The 18,725-nt window shown below is 72.5% G+C and carries 9 protein-coding genes; 1 reads left to right on the forward strand and 8 read right to left on the reverse strand.

The features are described 5' to 3' along the window. Together POF73_RS44515 and POF73_RS44520 are read right to left on the reverse strand one after the other, a co-directional pair. Nucleotides 1-1,784, reverse strand: a 1,784-nt coding sequence (locus tag POF73_RS44515; RefSeq protein WP_272125197.1) for a type I polyketide synthase, incomplete at its 3' end; no start/stop codon positions are given. 317 nt (nt 1,785-2,101) lie between these two features. Next, nucleotides 2,102-3,451, reverse strand: a complete 1,350-nt coding sequence (locus POF73_RS44520) for a cytochrome P450 (RefSeq protein ID WP_272125198.1) — start codon at nt 3,449-3,451, stop codon at nt 2,102-2,104. 338 nt (nt 3,452-3,789) lie between these two features. On the opposite strand from POF73_RS44520, the gene POF73_RS44525 reads away from it, so the two are divergent. Continuing rightward, nucleotides 3,790-4,566, forward strand: coding sequence for a VC0807 family protein (locus POF73_RS44525; protein ID WP_272125199.1), 777 nt, complete (start codon nt 3,790-3,792; stop codon nt 4,564-4,566). A gap of 190 nt (nt 4,567-4,756) precedes the next feature. On the opposite strand, the gene POF73_RS44530 is transcribed toward POF73_RS44525, so the two are convergent. From POF73_RS44530 to POF73_RS44555, 6 genes are all read right to left on the reverse strand, one after another. Further along, entirely contained in the window at nt 4,757-5,977 is a 1,221-nt protein-coding gene (locus POF73_RS44530) for an NAD(P)/FAD-dependent oxidoreductase (protein ID WP_272125200.1), read from the reverse strand. Further along, nucleotides 5,974-6,987, reverse strand: a complete 1,014-nt coding sequence (gene rfbB / locus POF73_RS44535) for a dTDP-glucose 4,6-dehydratase (protein ID WP_272125202.1) — start codon at nt 6,985-6,987, stop codon at nt 5,974-5,976. Before rfbB ends, POF73_RS44530 begins: the two co-directional genes overlap by 4 nt. Then, nucleotides 6,984-8,051, reverse strand: a complete 1,068-nt coding sequence (locus tag POF73_RS44540) for a glucose-1-phosphate thymidylyltransferase (RefSeq protein ID WP_272125203.1) — start codon at nt 8,049-8,051, stop codon at nt 6,984-6,986. The genes rfbB and POF73_RS44540 overlap by 4 nt, the downstream gene beginning before the upstream one ends. Before the next feature lie 46 nt (nt 8,052-8,097). Next, complete coding sequence (locus POF73_RS44545) at nt 8,098-8,292, reverse strand: ferredoxin (protein WP_272125205.1); 195 nt, start codon at nt 8,290-8,292, stop codon at nt 8,098-8,100. Between the two features lie 116 nt (nt 8,293-8,408). Beyond that, entirely contained in the window at nt 8,409-9,659 is a 1,251-nt protein-coding gene (locus POF73_RS44550) for an activator-dependent family glycosyltransferase (RefSeq protein ID WP_272125207.1), read from the reverse strand. Then, a partial coding sequence (locus tag POF73_RS44555) for an SDR family NAD(P)-dependent oxidoreductase (protein WP_443049770.1) occupies nt 9,656-18,725 on the reverse strand: 9,070 nt, incomplete at its 5' end. The genes POF73_RS44555 and POF73_RS44550, both read right to left, overlap by 4 nt.

Raw genomic sequence — 18,725 nt, forward strand, 5'->3', positions numbered from 1 at the left:
GGGGCACCCTCCCGGCCACGCAGCACATCCTCGACCGACCAGTCGACGTACTCCTCCACAGCCGCCGCACACGCGGCAAAGTGCCCACCGAACTCCGGATCGGTGTCGAGGAGTTCAGTGGCCATACCCGGCCACTGCGGACCCTGCCCCGGAAAGACGAACACGGTACGGCCATCCACATCGGCCACACCCTGCACCAGCCCAGCCGCCGGAGCACCCGCCACCAGCGACTCCAGACCCCGCAGCAACTCCGTGCCGTCGTCGGCGAGAAGCACCGCGCGGTGTTCGAAGCGGGTCCTGGTCTCGGCGAGCGAGTAGGCGATGTCGGCAGGGGCGAGGCCGGGGTCGGCGTCGAGGTGGGACAGCAGGCGCTCGGCCTGGGCCCGTAGGGCTTTCGGGGTGCGGGCGGACAGGATCCACGGCAGCGGGCTGCGGTCGGCGCGCGGTGCGGGACCGTCGGCCGAAGCATGGCCGGCGACGGGGGCGGCCGCTGGGCTGCCGGCGAGGTCGGCCGGGTCGGTGGCCGGGGCCGTCCATTCGGCCAGCACCACATGGCAGTTGGTGCCGCCCATGCCGAAGGAGCTGACGCCGGCCAGCCGTGGCCGGTCGTCGGCAGGCCAGGGTTGGGCAGCGGTGGGGACCCGCAGGTTGAGGGTGTCCAGAGGGATCGCGGGGTGGGGGGTCTCGAAGTTGAGGCCTGGGGGGATCTGCCGGTGGCTGAGGGACAGAACCGTCTTGAGGAGACCGGCGATTCCGGCCGCGCCTTCCAGGTGGCCGATGTTGGTTTTGACCGAGCCGACGAGCAGAGGTGAGCCGTCGGGGCGGGTGCGGCCGACGACTGTTCCGAGGGCGGCGGCCTCGATGGGGTCGCCTAGCTTGGTGCCGGTGCCGTGCAGCTCGACGTACTGGACGTCGGCGGGGTTCACGCCGGCCTCGTGGTAGGCCAGGCGCAGGACTTCCTCCTGGCCTTCGCGCAGGGGTGCCGTCAGGCCGTCGCCGCCGCCGTCGTTGTTCATGGCGCTGCCGCGGATCACGCAGTGGATCCGGTCGCCGTCGGCCAGTGCACGGGCCAGCGGCTTGAGGACGACGAGTCCGCCGCCCTCGCCTCGTACGTAACCGTTGGCGCGGGCGTCGAAGGTGTGGCAGCGGCCGTCCGGGGAGAGGGCGCCGAGCCCGGCGGAGGCGCGGGCGCTGTCGGGGGCGAGGACGAGGTTGACGCCGCCGGCCAGGGCGATTTCGGATTCTCCGCGGCGCAGGCTTTCGCACGCCATGTGTACGGCGACCAAGGATGAGGACTGGCCGGTGTCCACGGTGAGGCTGGGTCCGCGCAGGCCGAGGACGTAGGAGAGACGGTTGGCGATGATGCCGCGGTTGAGTCCGCTGAGGGTGTGCCGGCCGACGGCCTCGGCGCCGAGGCGGCGGACCAGGGAGGCGTAGTCGTCCCAGATGGCGCCGACGAAGACACCGGTGCGGCTGCCGTGCAGCCGGGCGGGGACGATGGCTGCCTGTTCCAGGGCCTCCCAGCCGAGTTCGAGGACCAGGCGCTGCTGGGGGTCCATGGCCGCGGCCTCACGGGGTGAGATGCCGAAGAAGCCGGGATCGAAGCGATCGACGTGGTCGAGGTAGCCGCCGCGGCCGATGGTGCCACCAGTGGCCGGGCCGGCGTCGGCGAGGGTGTCCCGGCGGTCCTCGGGGGTTTCCGTGACGGCTTCTTCGCCCTGGATCAGCAGGCGCCAGAAAGCGGCGGGGTCGGGGGCCTGCGGAAAGCGGCAGGAAATTCCCACGACCGCTATCGCATTCCCGGCCGTCGGCTCGTGTGCCACGTTCCCGGCCGCCGTCGCGTTTTCCGCATTCCCAGCCGCCGTCGCGTTTTCCTCGTACGACGGAAGGAATTCCGGCGCGTTTTCCCGTGCCTGTGCGTCTTCTGGCAACACGGCCACTGCCTCCGCCCTACGGATCCAGCTCATTTTCTGGCCGCGCGTTCCGGCCGGATCCGACTGCCGCGCGATGTTTTCATACTGACGGCTGCCTGCGGGCCAGTCCCGCAGGCAGCTCGTGGTCTAGGGAGACTTCTACTTGTTCGGCCCTGGTCAGGGGACCGTCAGCGCCTGCGGTGCGCGACCATGTCGATGCCGCCGCGGGGCTGGAGGGTGAAGTCGCTGGTGACCCGGGTCGGCGGATCGCCGACCGGTTCGAACTCCCAGTGCCGGCTGAGGGTGGCCAGGGCCATGACGCCTTCCATCTGTGCGAAGACGTTGCCGATGCACTGGCGGGGTCCGGCGCCGAAGGGGAGGTAGGCCAGTTTGGGGCGGCCGGGGGCCTTGGCGTGACCGGCGAGCGGGTCGGACGGGTCGGGCTCCGGCAGAAAGCGCTGGGGGGCGAACCGTTCCGGCTCGGGCCACCAGGTGGCGTCGCGGTGCAGGACGTACGGGCTGACCATGAGGACGCTGTTGCGCGGGATGTGGTACCCGTTGGCGGTGTAGTCCTCCAGCGCGCGCCGGACGAGGACCCAGGCCGGTGGGTAGAGGCGCAGCGCCTCGGAGTACACGGCGTCGGTGAACTTCAGGCGGGGCAGGTCCTCGACGGTGGGCAGCCGGTCCCCGAGGACCTCGTCGATCTCGGCGTGCAGCCTCTCGCGGACCTCGGGATGGGTGCCGAGCAGGTAGTACGCCCAGGTCAGCGAGCCGGAGGAGGTTTCGTGGCCGGCCATCAGCAAGGTCATGGCCTCGTCGCGCAGTTCCAGGTCGGTGAGGTGTTCACCGGTGTCCGCGTCGGTGACGGTGAGCAGCACCGAGAGCAGGTCGTCGCCGTCGCCGGAGCCCTTGCGCCGCTCGTCGATCATGCCGTAGACGATGTCGTCGACGGCTTTCAGGCCTCGCTTGAACTGGCGGTTGGCGGGCAGCGGCAGGCGCAGCAGGATCTTCCCGAACGGACTCAGTTCCCAGCGCAGCGGGCCGCCTTCGCGCGGGAAGGCGGTGCGGATGCGGTCCGCGGCCTCGCTTTCGAGGGAGACGTCGAAGAGGGTGCGGGTGACCATGCCGAGGGCCAGCTCGTACATGGCCTCGTGGAAGTTGAACCGCTCGCCCTCGTTGAAGTTCGACGAGGCCTCGTCGGCGATGGAGGCGAACGCGGAGCCGTATCCGGCGATGCGCCGGCGGTGGAAGACGGGCTGGATGAGCCGGCGCTGTCGGCGGTGGTAGGTGCCGACGCTGGTCACCAGGCCCTTGCCCAGGATGCGTTCGAGGCTGGAGCCCCAGTCGTCGGGGCCGGGGCCGGTCTTCTGGGCGTCCTTGTCGAAGCGACGACTGGAGGCGATGATGACGTCCTGTACGACGTCGAAATCAGCGATGAGGAAAGCGGATGTCTTTCCCATGGGGACACGGACCAACGGCCCGTGTTTGTCTCGGAGTCCGGACAGATAACGCGGGACGTTCCTGATGACCTCGCGCATCTCCTTGAGTCGCAGGGGACCCGGAGTGGGTATGGATTCGGTCGGCGCAGGCGACTCGGGGATTGTCTGAACGTCGGTCACAGATGTCTCCTGTGTCTCCTGGATCAGCGGAGGTTGACTGACTGGCGGCCGACGCTAGCACCGAGCGGGCGGCGGGCAGTGAACCGTCGTCGAGTTCTAGGGAATTCCAAAGTGTTGGGCCGATGCGCTCCCCCGCCCCGCGTCCGCGGGCGGGGGCGCACGTAGGCTGGCGCCTGGCGGCCCGCCCTGACGTTCACCGGTTGACGTGGGGGTGACCGGGCAATCGTTCCGTACGGCCCCCCACGGACGGAGTACGCATGACCAGCGGCGAAAGCACCTTGCCGGACCAGCCCTCCAACAGCCCTGTGCGCGGCCCTGACGGAGAGGGACGGGCCGCCCGCGACTCCCCCCGCTCCGATTCCGGGCCGCCCTTCCTGTTGACCGTGCTGATCGACTTCGGCATCCCGATCGGCCTGTACTACGGGCTGACGGCGGCCGGGGTGAGCGATGTGATCGCGTTGACGGCCGGGGCCGTGGTTCCCGCTGTGGCGACGCTGGTGCGGTTCGCCAGGACGCGGCGGCTGGATGTGCTGGGCGTCTTCGTGACGACGATGATGGTGCTCAGCATCGTCGTCACAGTGGTCGGAGGCAGTGCGCGGCTGCTGCTGGTGCGGGACGGCTGGCTGACGGCCGTGGCCGGGCTGGGCTTCCTGGTGTCGCTGCGCGGCAGGCGTCCGCTGGCGTTCGGTTTCTCACGGAAGCTTCTGGAGCGGCGTGCCGCGGGCGGCCGGGACTGGGACGAGCTGTGGGAGGAGGTTCCGCGCTTCCGGCGGATCTGGCAGGTCACCACGGTGATCTGGGGCATCGGACTGCTGGTGGACTCGGGGATCCGGACGCTGATGGCGTACACGCTGCCGGTGCATGTGGTACCGGCGCTCAACGGCGCCCAGTACGGCGTCTTCACGCTGCTGATGCTGGTGATCGTCAACATCTACCACTCGCGCGCCGGCCTCTGGCCGATCCTCATGCCGGAGCTGAACGGTCCGGTGTCCGGCGGCGATGAGGATGCCGGTTCCGAGCGCGACCGCGGCTGAGCCCGCTGACGCCGGGCCGCCGCCGGCCCGCGCTTCACACTTCGAACACGCTGGCCGCCACAGCCGGCTCCGGCCGATCCGTCCACGCCGCCCCGCTCTCCACCAGCGGCCTCAACTGCTGAGCGGTGCCAGGCAGGTTGACGGCGACAGCACCGCACATAGCGGCTACATCGGCGCCGCTGCCCACGCTTCACGCCTCAACCACGCCGCCCGCCACAACCCGCCCCGGCCGATCTGCCCACGCCGCCCCGCTCTCCACCAACGGCCTCAACTGCTGGGCGGCGCGGGGGAGGTTGACGGCGACGGCGCCGTGGATGCGGTCCTCGGTGCCGTAGACGGCGGTGAACTTTCGTTCGGCGGGGCTGCCTTCGACGATGTGGTACCGGTCGGCTCCGCCGACCTCCCCGAATACCTGGATCCTCAGGTCGTGCTGGTCCGTCCAGAAGTACGGGAGCGGGGTGAAGGGACGGGCACCGGTGCCGGCGAGCAGGTTACGGGCGGCGGCGACGGCCTGTTCGGTGGCGTGCGTGCGGTGTTCCAGCCGACGCAGTCGCCCTGTGTGCGCGTCGGGTCGGCGCGCTACATCGCCTACGGCCCATACACCGGGCCGGGCCGCGCACAGCACATCGCAGACCACGCCGTCGTCGAGGCGGACGTCACTGCCGTGCAACCACTCGGTGTTGGTGAGCGAACCGGCCGCGACCAGCACCACGTCGGCGGGCAGCAACGTCCCGTCGGCCAGTCGTACGCCGGTGACAGCGCCGCCCGCGCTCTCGACGCCACTCGCCCGGCCCTGTCTGAGGCGCAGCCCGAGATCGCGGTGGACGGCGGCGACCAGCCCGGCCGCCTGCGGCCCGATGAGGTCGAGGAGCGGTACGGGCCGGGTGCCGACCAGAGTGACGTCGGCGCCCAGGCCGCGGGCGGCGACGGCCGCCTCGGTGCCGAGCAGCCCGGCCCCGGCCACGACCAGCCGCGGTCCCTGGGTCAGGGCCTCGCGCAGGGCGAGGGCGTCATCGAGGGTGCGCAACACATGGACGCCGCGCAGGCCGTCGGCGCCGGGCAGCAGCCGGGGCCGTACACCGGTCGCGATGACGACGGCGTCGGCGTGCAGCCGGGTGCCGTCGGCGAGTTCGACGGCGCGGGCGGTGCGGTCCAGCCGGGCGGCGGGGGTGCCCAGGCGCAGGTCGATGCGGAGGCGTTCGTAGGCGTCGGGCCCGCGCAGCCTGATCCGCTCCGGCTCCCAGTGGCCGGAGAGGATCTGCTTGGACAGGGGCGGCCGGTCGTAGGGCGGGTGCCGTTCGGCGCCGACCAGGGTGAGGCGGCCCTCGTATCCCTGTCTGCGGAGGGTCTCCGCGGTGGTGACGCCGGCGGCGCCCGCGCCGACGACGACGATCTCGTTCAGGCTGGTCAACGAGTCACCTCTGCGGTCTGTTTCAGCGGCTCCCACCAGGCCCGGTGCTCCCGGTACCAGGCGACGGTCTCGGCCAGGCCGGTGGCGAAGTCCTTGCTCGGCCGGTAGCCGAGCTCGTCGCGGATCTTGGACCAGTCGACGCAGTAGCGGCGGTCGTGGCCCTTGCGGTCCGCGACGTACTCGATACGGTCCGGACCGGCGCCGCAGGCTTCGAGCAGCAGGTCGGTGAGGTCGCGGTTGGTCAGTTCCGTGCCGCCGCCGATGTTGTAGACCTCGCCGGGGCGGCCGCCGGTGCGGACCAGTTCGATGCCCTGTACATGGTCGTCGATGTGCAGCCAGTCCCGGACGTTGCCGCCGTCCCCGTACAGCGGGACCCTGCCGCCGTCGAGGAGGTTGGTGACGAACAGCGGGATGACCTTCTCCGGGTACTGGTGGTGGCCGTAGTTGTTGGAGCACCGGGTCACCCGTACGTCCAGGCCGTGGGTGCGGTGGTAGGCCAGGGCCAGCAGGTCGGAGGAGGCCTTGGAGGCGGAGTAGGGGGAGTTGGGGTTCGGCGGGCACTCCTCCGTCCAGGCTCCGGTGTCGATGGAGCCGTACACCTCGTCGGTGGAGACATGCACGAAGGTGCGGATGCCGTGGCGCAGGGCCGCGTCGAGGAGGGTCTGGGTGCCCAGGACGTTGGTGCGGACGAACTCGGCGGAGCTGAGGATCGAGCGGTCCACGTGGGACTCGGCGGCGAAGTGCACCACCTCGTCGTGGCGGGCCATGAGGTCGTCGACGAGTTCCTGGTCGCAGATGTCGCCCTTGACGAAGGCGCATGCGGGATGGTCGCGGACCTCGTCCAGGTTGGCCGGGTTGCCGGCGTAGGTGAGGCTGTCCAGGACAGTGACAGTCACTCCGGCCGGACCGCCGGGGCCGAGGAGGGTCCGCACGTGGTGGGAGCCGATGAAACCGGCGCCACCGGTCACCAGGATGCGGGCGGCATCGGCGGCGGGGGTCGGGTGGATCATGAGGAGAACTCCACGCGGCCGTGGTCGCCGATCACCAGCCGGTGTGCGACGGGCACCCGGGGGCCGACGGAGACACGTACGTTGCGGCCGACGAGCGAGCGCTCCACCCGGCGGACGCCGTGGAAGGCGGACTCCCTCAGGATGATGGAGAACTCGATCTCGCTGTTGCGGATGACGCAGTCCTGCGCGATGGACGTCGACGGCCCGATGTAGGAGTCCTCGACGAGGGTGCCGGGGCCTATGATCGCGGGCCCGACGATGCGTGAGCCGCGGATGACGGCTCCGGCGTCGATGTGCACCCTGCCGACGATCTCGCTGTTCTCGTCGACGTCGCCGTCGACCCGGTACTCGATCAGGTCCAGCACTCTGCGGTTGACGTCGAGGATGTCGGCGGCGTTGCCGGTGTCCTTCCAGTATCCGGTGATCACCGTGGTGCGTACGTCCCGGTCCCGCTCCAGCAGCCACTGGAGGGCGTCGGTGATCTCCAGCTCGCCGCGCGGGGAGGGGCCGATGGCGCGCACCGCCTCGTGGATCGCCGGGCTGAAGAGGTACACGCCGGCCATCGCCAGGTCGCTGCGGGGCTGCTCGGGTTTCTCCTCCAGCCGCAACAGCCGCCCCATGTCGTCGAGTTCGGCGATGCCGAAGACGGACGGGTTGGCCACCCGGGTGAGGAGCAGCTGGGCGTCCGGGCGCTCCTTGCGGAACTCGTCGACGGAGTCGCTGATGCCGCCGAAGACGAAGATGTCCCCCAGGAACATCACGAAGTCGTCGTCGCCGAGGAAGTCCCGGGCGATGAGCACGGCGTGGGCCAGCCCCAGCGGGGCCTCCTGACGGAGGTAGGTGACGTCGAGCCCGAAGCCGGAGCCGTCACCGACGGCCTGCCGGATCTCGTTCTCCGTGTCGCCGACCACGATCGCGACATCGGTGATGCCCGCGTCGGCGATCGCCTCCAGGCCGTAGAAGAGGATGGGCTTGTTGGCGACTGGCACCAACTGCTTCGCCGAGGTGTGGGTGATCGGCCGCAGCCGGGTTCCCGCACCTCCCGAGAGCACAAGAGCCTTCACGGTTTCCATCCCGCCTAACTGGTGTCGTCGGTGAGCAGGCCGGCCGTCAGGACTGGATCTCGATGGCGCCGGAGGGGCAGATCAACTCCGCCTCGCTCACACTGGCTCGCAGGTTCTCGGGCGGCTCGGGCTGAAGCAGTTCCACGAGGCCGTCCTCGTGGTTCTGCTCGAAGACGTCGGCGGCGGCCAGCACGCACTGACCGGCTCCGACACAGCGCTCGCGATCCACGTTGATCTTCATGGGTGTTGTCCTGTTCCTGTGGTGAGCTGGTGTCAGGGATGGATGTCGGGGATGGATGTCAGGGGATGGAGGGTCGGGGATGGATGTCGGGGTCGGGATGTCAGGGCTCGGGGCGGTCAGCTGACCTCCGCCAGTCGCTCCAGGGACCGCACCACGTCCTGCGGGCTCGGCATCGCCTCGCACTCGGAGCGCACCCGCCGGGCCGCCTCGCCGAACTCCGGCTGCCCGGTGAGTCGCCGGATGTGGTCACGGACCGTCTCCCCGGTCGCGTCCCGGTGGTGCATATGGACGCCCGCACCCGCGCGTTCGAGCGCCTGCCCGCGCAGTTCGTGGTCCGAGACCAGGGTGGAGAGCACCAGTTGGGGCACTCCGGCGGCCATGGCGGTGGCGAAGCTGCCGTAGCCGCCGTGGTGGATGACGGCCGAGCAGCTCGGCAGCAGCGTGTGCAGCGCCACCGAGTCCACGGCTCGGACGTTGTCGGGGACGGCCGTGAGCTTCTCCCGCTGCGCGGGCAGCAAAGCGGCCACCACCTCCAGGTCCTCGTCGGCCAGGGCGTCGAGGATCTCCGGCACGGAGACGTAGTCGCCGCCGTAGTCCTCGGTGTTGGAGGCGCCCAGGCTGAGGCAGACCCGCGGCCGCTTCGGCGTCTCGCGCAGCCAGTCCCACACCACGGCACGGCCGTTGTACGGGACGTGCCGCATCGGCAGTTCGGGCGAGGCCGTGGGGACCGACAGGGACGCGGGCAGGGTGCTGATGGTGGCCTGGCCGTGCAGCATCTCCTCGTCGCAGGAGAAACCGAACGGTTCCGACCTGGCGGCCAGCCATGCGGCGAGCGGGTCCACCCGCTCGGCCTCGGGCTGCTCCCGCATCAGCGCCAGATACGTCTGCCGGGTCCGGCCCCACACGTCGGCGCACCACATCAGGCGTACGTGGGCGGCCCCGCTGACACGGGCGGCGACGGCACCGGCGTACGCCAGCGGGTCCCGGACCACCAGATCGGGCTGCCAGCTCTGCGCGAAGGACGCGAGGTCGTCGATCATGGAGTCGTTGTAGACGGCGAACGCGTAGGGGACGCTCAGCTCGTAGCGCTCCTTCAGCTCCGCCCAGTCCACGTCGGCGCGTTCGCAGCGGCTCCAGTTGGCGGTCCGGTAGTCCTGCGACTCCCGGTAGGCGGCCATGTCGCGGTGGATGGCGTGGTCGCTGCCGACGGGGACGGCGGTGAGCCCGGCGCGGGTGATCGTCTCGGTCGCCATCGGCTGGCTCGCCACGCGGACGTCGTGGCCGGCCGCGGTGAGCGCCCACGCCAGCGGGGCCATCAGGTAGAGATGGGATTTCTCGGACAGGGATACGAACAGGACCCGCATCATGCTCCCTCGGTTCGGTCGGTCGGCTGCCGGCCGGCGGTGTGCGGCGGCAGGGCCGCGTCGATCCAGGTGGTGAGGGCGCCCGCGGTGGTGGCGGCGTGGGACTCCATCATCGTGAAGTGGTTGCCGGGCACATCGACCACGCTGCCCGCGCCGTCCCAGGAGCTCTGCCACTCCCCCGGCTCCAGCGGTCCCTCCTCGGCCACGGTGACCGGCGGCTCGCTGGGCCGCACCAGCAGCACGGGCGCGGACAACTCGCCCGGATCCCATGCGCCGATCATGCGGATGTACCAGCTCATCGCGGACAGCCGGTCGGCGTCCATGTGCGCGAACATCGACTCCCGGTCGAACATCCCGCCCAGCATCTCGGCCGAGAAGCGGGTGAACGGCGAGTCCTCGCGCGGCATGTAGGTGTCGAGCAGCGCCACGCCGAGCGGCGGATGCCCGGACTTCTCCAGATGCCGGGCGGCGGCGAGGGCCAGAATGCCGCCGGAGGAGGACCCGGTGAGGACGAACGGCCTGCCGTCCGCGCACCGCAGCACCCACTCGGCCTGTGTCCTGGCCACCGCGTCCAGCGAGGCGGGCAACGGCTCACCGCGCCCGAAGCCGGGTGTGGGCAGCGCCCATACGTCCCGCCGGCCGCGGAAGGCGGAGGCGAACCGCGCGTACTGGTGCACACCGGCCAGCGCCACATACGAGCTGAAGCAGATCAGCGGGGCTCCCTCGGTCCCGGCGGCCAGCCGCAGCCCGGCCGGGCCGGTCACCTCGCCCGGGGTCTCGAACACCGGCCGCAGCTCGGCGACCGCCTGGAGCAGGGCGAAGCCTTCGTCGATACGGCCCTGTTCGCAGGCGGTGCGGAACAGGGCGCCCACGCTGTCCTCCGGGCGGGCGGCCGGCCGCGCCGACTCGTCGCCGGGCCCGGCGGCGCCCGGAGCGTCCGTACCCGCCGAACCGTCCCCGGCGAACCGCTCGGCCAGATCGGCGGCGAGCTCCTGCGGGGTGTCACGGTCGAAGACGAGCGTCGCGGGCAGTCGCAGGCCGGTCAGGGAACCGAGCCGGTTGCGCAGTTCCACCGCGGTCAGCGAGTCGAAGCCGAGTTCCGCGAAGTGCCGGTCGGGCAGGACCTCGTCGGCCGAGTCGTGGCCGAGGACGGCGGCGACCTGGTCACGGACCGCCGCCAGCAGCACCGCGAGCCGTTCCGCCCCACCGAGTCCCGCCAGCTGTCGGGCCAGTGACCGCCCGCCGTCGGCCGGCGCGCCCGCGGCCACCGCCCGCCGCGTCGCGGTGCGCGAGGGGGCGGCCGGGGACTGCCGGGCGACGGCGACCACAGCCGCCTCGGGCGCGCCGAGAGCCGCGTCGAACAGGGCGAGGCCCGCTTCGGTGGTCAGCGGCAGCATGCCGCCACGGGCCATCCGCTCCCGGTCGGTGGCGGTGAGCCCGGCGGTCATGCCGCTCGCGGCCGCCCACAGTCCCCAGGCGATCGAGGTGGCCGCCAGACCGCGTGCCCGGCGGTGGTGGGCCAGCCCGTCGAGGAAGGCGTTGGCCGCCGCGTAGGCGCCCTGGCCGGCCGCGCCGAAGGTGCCCGCGGCCGAGGAGAACAGGACGAACGCCGACAGGTCCTGACCCTGCGTCAGCCGGTGCAGATGCCAGGCGGCGTCCGCCTTCGGTCGCAGTACGCCGTCGATCTGGGCGTCGGTCAGCGAGGTCAGCGTCGCATCGTCGACGACCCCGGCGACATGCACGACGCCGGTCAGCGGATGCTCCCCGGGTACGTCGGCGAGCAGCTCCTTCAGCTGGTCCGGGTCGGCGACGTCGCAGGCGACGAGCGTCACCTCGGCACCGTGCGCGGCCAACTCGGCGACCAGGGCGTCGGCTCCCGGCGCGTCCCCGCCCCGCCGGGACGCCAGCAGCAGTCGGCGCGCCCCGTGCGAGGTGACCAGGTGGCGGGCCACGAGGGTGCCGAGGGCTCCGGTGGCGCCGGTGACGAGGACGGTGCGGTCGGGGTCGAAGGAGACCGCGGGAGCCGGATCCTGTGCCGCGAGGTGGGGCACCAGCAGTGCGCCGTCACGAACGGCGGCCTGTGGGTGGGCGGCGGCGACCGCGGCCGGGACGGCGCGCAGGGCGCCGTCGTCACCGGACGCGGTGGCCCCGTCGAGGTCGAGGAGCTGTACACGGCCGGGGTGTTCGGCCTGGGCGGACCGGGCGAGCCCCCACAGCGCGGCGGCGGCGAGGTCGTTCACGTCCTCCGCTTCGGCGGCGGCGAGCGCTCCACGGGTGACCAGGACCAGCCGTGAGTCGGCGAACCGGTCGTCGCCGACCCAGTGCCGAAGCAGGTTCACGCCCGTGGCCAGCAGCTCCCTGGTGGCCACGGGGGCGGGCATGCCAGGGGCGGCGCAGGTCGTGAGGACGACCTTGGGTGCGGCGGTGCCGGTGTCGACGGCCGCCGCGAGCGAGGCGAGATCGGCGTAGCACTCCAGGTGCACACCGGCCGCGTCCAGTGCCTCGGCGAAGCCTCCGTCGCCCTCCCCGATCAGCGCCCAGCGCACGGTTTCGGGGGCCAGGGCGGCGGGCTGCGGCTCGGCACGCCGCCAGCGCTGGACCAGCAGGGACGGCGGAGCGTCCGCCGCTTCAGCCTCCGGCGAGTCGGGGATCTGCCCGGCGGCCACCCTGCGCAGCACCAGACCGTCCGCCGTCGCCACCGGACGGCCGTCGGGGTCGGCGACGGACACCGTGTACTCGTCCGGGCGTCCGGTGGGTGCCAGGTGGACGCGCAGCGCGCTCGCCCCGGTCGCGTGGAGGGAGACGCCGTTCCAGGCGAAGGGGAGGGTCGCCGTGGCCGCTTCGTCCTCCCCGGCCCCCAAGGCCCGGACGAGCAGGGTCTGCACGGCGGCGTCCAGCAGGGCGGGGTGCAGCCCGTAGAGGGCCGCCTCGGCACGGTGGTGTTCCGGCAGCTCCACCTCCGCGAACAGGTCCCGGTCCCGCCGCCAGACGCGGCCGAGTCCCCGGAACGCCGGCCCGTAGGTGAACCCTCCGGCGGCGAACCGCTCGTACCAGTCGTCCTCCTCCCCCGCCGCGCCGGGTACGACCGGCACGGCACCCGGGGGCGGCCAGGCACCCGCGTCCGGCGGCACAGTTTCCGGCTCCTCGGCGAGCAGCCCCTGCGCATGGCGGGTCCAGGGCCGGTCGGCAGCGGCGTCGGCGGCCCGCGAGTGCACGCCGAACGGCCGCCGCCCGGCCTCGTCCGGCCCGCCGAGGGACAGTTGAAGCTGCACGGCGGCGCGCTCGGGCAGCACCAGCGGGGTCTCCAGGGTCAGCTCGGCGACGTGGCCGAGGCCGACCTGGTCACCGGCGTACACGGCCAGTTCCAGGTAGGCGGTGGCGGGCAGGATGGTCCGGCCCAGCACACGGTGATCGGCGAGCCATGGATGGGTGCGCGTCGACAGCCGCCCGCTGAGCACCAGCCCGCCGGTGTCGGCGACCCGCACGGCCGCCGACAGCAGCGGGTGCTCGGCACGCTCCAGTCCGGCGGCCGTCACATCACCTGGCTGCGCGGAGGCGTCCAGCCAGTAACGACGTCGCTGGAAGGCGTAGGTGGGCAGCAACACCGGTGCGGTACCGGGAAGTTGCGCCGTCCAGTCGACGGGAACTCCGTCGACGTGCAGCCGGGCCACCGCGGCGAGGAGAGCGGGTGCCTCGGGGCGGTCCTTGCGCAGGGCCGGTACGAGCAGCGCCTCGTCGGCGTCGTCGAGTGAGGCCTGGGCGAGGGCGGTGAGGGTGGTGTCGGGGCCGAGTTCGAGACAGCGGCCGATGCCCTGTTCGGCGAGGGTGCGAACGGCGTCGCCGTAGCGGACCGGCTGGCGCACGTGGCTGACCCAGTAGTCCGGGGACATCAGCTCGTCGGCGGTGGCGGTCTTCCCGGTCACCGTGGAGACGACGTGCAGCTTCGGACGGTTGTACGTCAGGCTCTCGGCGACCTTGCGGAAGTCCGCGAGCATCGGCTCCATCAGCGGGGAGTGGAAGGCATGGCTGACCCGGAGAGATGTGGACTTGCGGCCCTCAGCGCGGAAGTGCGCGGCCACCTCCTCCACGGCGTCCGCGGTGCCCGCGATCACGACCGCCTGCGGGCCGTTGATCGCGGCGATTCCCATCTCATCGGTGAGGAGCGGCAGGACCTCGTCCTCCGTCGCCTGTACGGCGACCATCGCGCCGCCGGCCGGAAGCGCCTGCATCAACCGGCCCCGCGCCACCACCAGACGGCACGCGTCCGCCAGCGACCACACCCCCGCCACATGCGCCGCAGCGATCTCACCGATCGAGTGCCCGGCCAGCACGTCGGGGCGCACACCCCAGGACTCCAGCAGCCGGAACAGCGCCACTTCCAGGGCGAACAGGGCGGGCTGGGCGTACTCGGTTTGGTTCAGGCGCTCGGCGTCCGCACCGAAGACGACCTCCCGCAGGCTGAACGGGAGTTCCGCGTCCACCGCGTCGAAGGCGGCCGCAAAGACCGGGTACGTCTCGTACAACTCCCGGCCCATGCCCAGCCGTTGAGACCCCTGTCCCGCGAACAGGAACCCCGTGCGCGCATCACGCCGGGCCGTCCCCGTCGCGGCGTTCACCGCCTCCTCACCGGAAGCGACCGCCTCAAGACCGCGCAGCAACTCCGTACGGTCCGTGCCCCAGACCACGGCCCGGTGCTCGAACAGCGACCGCGACCGCACCAGCGACCGGCCGATCTCCGCGACGCCGAGTGCCTCGTCGCCGGTCACGAAGTCCGCCAGCCGACCGGCCTGGGCCCGCAGCGCCGCGGCCGTACGACCGGACACCACCCACGGCACCACACCACCGTCGGCCGGAGCGCTCACCGGCTCGGACTCCGCCTCGACCGGCGGCTCCTCCAGCACCACATGCGCGTTCGTGCCACTGATACCGAACGACGACACACCGGCCCGACGGACATGTCCTTCGGCCCGCGGCCAGTCGGCGCTGTCCGTCAGCAGCTCCACGGCACCGGCCGTCCAGTCGACGTGCGACGAGGGCTCGTCGGCGTGGAGGGTGCGCGGCAGCACTCCGTGCTGCAAGGCCAGCACCATCTTGATCACACCGGCGGCACCTGCGGCGGCCTGCGTGTGCCCGATGTTGGACTTCACGGCGCCCAGCAGCAGCGAGCGTTCACGGTCCTGGCCGTAGGTGGCGAGGATCGCCTGCGCCTCGATCGGGTCACCTAGCGTCGTACCCGTGCCATGCGCCTCCACCACGTCCACATCGGCGGGCCTGAGCCCAGCACCGGCCAGCGCCTGCCGGATCACCCGCTGCTGCGACGGACCATTCGGCGCTGTCAGACCGTTGCTGGCACCGTCCTGGTTCACCGCCGACCCGGCCACCACGGCCAACACCCGGTGCCCCTTGCGCCGGGCATCCGACAGCCGCTCCACCAGCACCAATCCCGCGCCCTCGGAGAACCCGGCCCCGTCCGCCGCGTCCGAGAACGCCTTGCACCGGCCATCAGACGCGAGCCCGCGCTGCCGACTGAAGTCCAGGAACAGCCCCGGCGTCGACATCACCGTCACACCACCAGCCAGCGCCAGATCGCACTCCCCCGCCCGCAGCGCCTGCACCGCCAGATGCAACGCCACCAGGGCCGACGAACACGCCGTGTCCACCGTCACCGCGGGGCCTTCCAGGCCGAGGGTGTAGGACACGCGGCCTGACATCACGCTTGCGGAGTTGCCCGTGCCGAGGTGGCCTGCGACCTCGTCGGCCGTGGCGGGGTCGAGGGGGCGGGAGGCGTAGTCCTGGTAGTTGGTCCCGGCGAAGACGCCGGTACGGGAGCCGCGCAGGGTCGTCGGGGCGATCCCGGCCCGCTCGAACGCCTCCCACGCCAGCTCCAGCAGCAGCCGCTGCTGCGGGTCCATCGCCAGCGCCTCACGCGGCGATATCCCGAAGAAGCCGGGGTCGAAGTCGGCGGCGTGGTCGAGGAATCCGCCGCCGCGGGTGCTGGCGCGGCCCGCCACGCCGGGCTCGGGGTCGTAGAGGGCGTCGATGTCCCAGCCGCGGTCGTCGGGCCACTCGGTGATGGCGTCGGTGCCGTCCGCGAGCAGGTGCCAGAACTCCTCGGGGGTGTTGGCCCCGCCGGGGAAGCGGCAGCTCATCGCGGTGATGACGATCGGGTCGTCGTCGATGGCGCGGGGCGCGGGAAGGGGGGCGGCCGGGGTGTTGCCGGGGGTCGGGGCGAGGGCGGTGCGGAGGTGTTCGGCGAGGGCGGTCGGGGTGGGGTAGTCGAAGACGAGGGTGGCGGGCAGGGGGCGGCCGAGGGCTCCGCTGAGGGCGTTGCGGAGTTCCACGGCGGTGAGGGAGTCGAAGCCGAGCTCGCGGAAGGAGCGGGCGGGCTCCACGTCCTGCGGGCCGCTGTGGTCGAGGACGACGGCGACGTGGGCGCGGACGAGTTCCTCGAAGGCGGCCCGCTGTTCGGGTTCGGCGAGCGCGGCGAGTTGCCGGGTGAGGTCGCCGGTGTCGGGGTCGTCGTCAGCTGTATGACGGGGGCCGTGGTCCGGGGTGCGGCGGGCGGTGAGGGCGTGCCGGGCGTCGGGCAGGTCGTCGAGGAAGGGACGGGGCCGGGCGGTGGTGTAGGCGTGGGCGAACAGGTCCCAGTCGATGTCGGTGACGGCGAGGGTGGTGTCGTCGTGGTCGAGGGCCTGTTGCAGGGCACCGAGGGCGAGGTCGGGGTTCATGGGGCGCACGCCGTGCCGCTGGAGGCGTTCGCCGACGGAGCCTTCCGCCATGCCGCCGTCGGCCCAGGGTCCCCAGGCGATGGCGGTGGCGGGCAGGCCGTGGGAGCGGCGCTGCTGGGCGAGGGCGTCGAGGAGGGCGTTGCCGGGGGCGTAGTTGGCGTGGCCGGGGGCGCCGATCGTGCCGGCCGTTGAGGAGAACAGGACGAACGCGGACAGGTCGAGGCCGGCGGTGAGGGCGTCGAGGTTGCGGGCGCCGCCGACCTTGACCCGCAGGACTTCGGCGAGTTGCTCGGGCGTGAGGGTGGTGATGACGCCGTCGCGCAGGACGGCGGCGGTGTGGAAGACGGCGGTGAGCGGCCGTTCGGCGGGGATGGCGGCCAGCAGGGCGGCGAGCTGGTCGCGGTCGGCGATGTCGCAGGCGGCGATCTCGACGTGTCCGGCCCCGAGTTCGGTGAGTTCGGCGCGGAGTTCGGCCGCGCCGGGGGCGTCGGCGCCGGTACGGCTGACCAGGAGCAGGCCGGGGGCGCCCTGGCGGGCGAGGCTGCGGGCGACCTGGCGGCCGAGGGCGCCGGTGCCGCCGGTGACCAGGACCGTGCCGGTGGGGGTCCAGTCGCGGCGTGCGCCCAGGCCTCCCGTCGCGGCCCGGTTGAGGCGGCGGGCGAGCAGGCCGGTGTCGCGGACGGCGAGCTGGTCCTCCTGGCCGACCCCGGCGAGGGCGGCGGTGAGCCGTTCGGCGGCGGAGCGGTCGAGCGTGGCGGGCAGGTCGAGGAGGCCGCCCCAGCGCTGGGGCTGTTCCAGGGCGACGACCCGGCCGAAGCCCCAGGCAAGGGCTTGTTGGGGGGAGTCGACGGTCTCGGTCGGGCCGGTGGCGACGGCGCCCCGGGTGGCGAACCAGACGGGTGCCTCCTGGCCGACGTCGTCGAGGGCCTGGACGAGGGAGACGGTGGCGGCGAAGCCGCGGGGCAGGCCGGGCAGGCCGTCGTACTCCTCCTCGTCGAGGGCGAGCAGCGACAGGACGGCCTGCGGGCGGTCCTGCCCGGTGGCGCGGAGGAGTTCGGCGATGCGCTCGCGGCCGTCGTGCGGGGCGACCGCGACGGTGACGGGGTCGGCTCCCGCGCGGGCGAGGGCATCGACGACGGCGGCGGTGTGGGCGTGGCCGGGGTGGTCCGGGTCCTGGTGGGCGGCGGGCAGGGCGACGAGCCAGCTGCCGCGCAGTACGGGCGCGGGGGTGGCGGGCAGGGGTTTCCAGGTGACGCGGTAACGCCAGGCGTCCACGGTGGCGGTCTCGCGGCTGCGCCTGCGGTAGTCGCTCAGGGCGGGCAGGACCGTGGAGAGGGTGTCCTGGTCGAGGTGGAGGGCGGCGGCCAGCGGGGCGGTCTCGCCCTTCTCGACGGACTCCCAGAAGCGGGCGTCGAGATCGCTGCCGACGGCCGTCGCGGGACCGGTGAGCTGGGCGGGCGTGGGCCAGTAGGTACGGCGCTGGAAGGCGTAGGTGGGCAGGTCGACCCGGGTTCCGGCGCCGATCAGGGCCGTCCGGTCGATGGGGGCGGCGCCGCGTACGCTCAGTTCGGCCAGGGAGGCGAGGAAGCGGCGCGGTCCGCCTTCGCCGCGGCGCAGCGTGCCGGTGACGACAGTGCCGGTACGGCCGTCCTCGTCGAGGGTGTCGCGGACAGCCGCGGTGAGCACGGGGTGCGGGCTGGACTCGACGAAGGCGCGGAAGTCCTGGGCGGCCAGGGCGTGTACGGCCTCGGCGAAACGGACGGTACGCCGCAGGTTGTCGTACCAGTACCCCGCGTCGAGGTTCTCGGTGTCCAGCCAGTCACAAGTGACGGTGGAGAAGAACGGCACCTCCGCGGTGCGCGGCCGCACGGGGGCCAGATCGGTCAGGAGCCGGTCACGGATCTCCTCGACCTGCGCGGAGTGCGAGGCGTAGTCGACGGGTATCTGGCGGGCCTGGGCGCCTGCGGCGGACAGCTCGGCCACCAGCTCGCGTACGGCCTCGGCATCACCGGAAACAACCACGGAAGCAGGCCCGTTGACCGCGGCGACCGAGAGCCGTCCCTCCCAGGGGGCCAGCCGCTCCTCCACCTCGGCCACCGGCAACAGTACGGAGGCCATGCCGCCCTGTCCGGCGAGCGCGATGATGGCCCGGCTGCGCAGCACGACCACACGCGCCGCATCCTCCAGCGACAGACCCCCGGCCACACACGCAGCGGCGATCTCGCCCTGACTGTGCCCGACCACCGCGTCCGGGCGCACACCCCGGGACCGCCACAACCAGGCCAGCGACACCATCGTCACGAACAACAGCGGCTGCACCACATCCACCCGGTCGAGCGTC

The sequence above is a fragment of the Streptomyces sp. HD genome, assembly GCF_028369295.1.
In the GTDB taxonomy this organism is placed as follows: domain Bacteria; phylum Actinomycetota; class Actinomycetes; order Streptomycetales; family Streptomycetaceae; genus Streptomyces.

Excerpts from the sequence above, each read along its gene's own strand:
- POF73_RS44520 (WP_272125198.1), bottom strand. The coding sequence starts at position 3,451 with ATGCGCGAGGTCATCAGGAACGTCCCGCGTTATCTGTCCGGACTCCGA.
- POF73_RS44525 (WP_272125199.1), top strand. The coding sequence starts at position 3,790 with ATGACCAGCGGCGAAAGCACCTTGCCGGACCAGCCCTCCAACAGCCCT.
- rfbB (WP_272125202.1), bottom strand. The coding sequence starts at position 6,987 with ATGATCCACCCGACCCCCGCCGCCGATGCCGCCCGCATCCTGGTGACC.
- POF73_RS44545 (WP_272125205.1), bottom strand. The coding sequence starts at position 8,292 with ATGAAGATCAACGTGGATCGCGAGCGCTGTGTCGGAGCCGGTCAGTGC.
- POF73_RS44550 (WP_272125207.1), bottom strand. The coding sequence starts at position 9,659 with ATGATGCGGGTCCTGTTCGTATCCCTGTCCGAGAAATCCCATCTCTAC.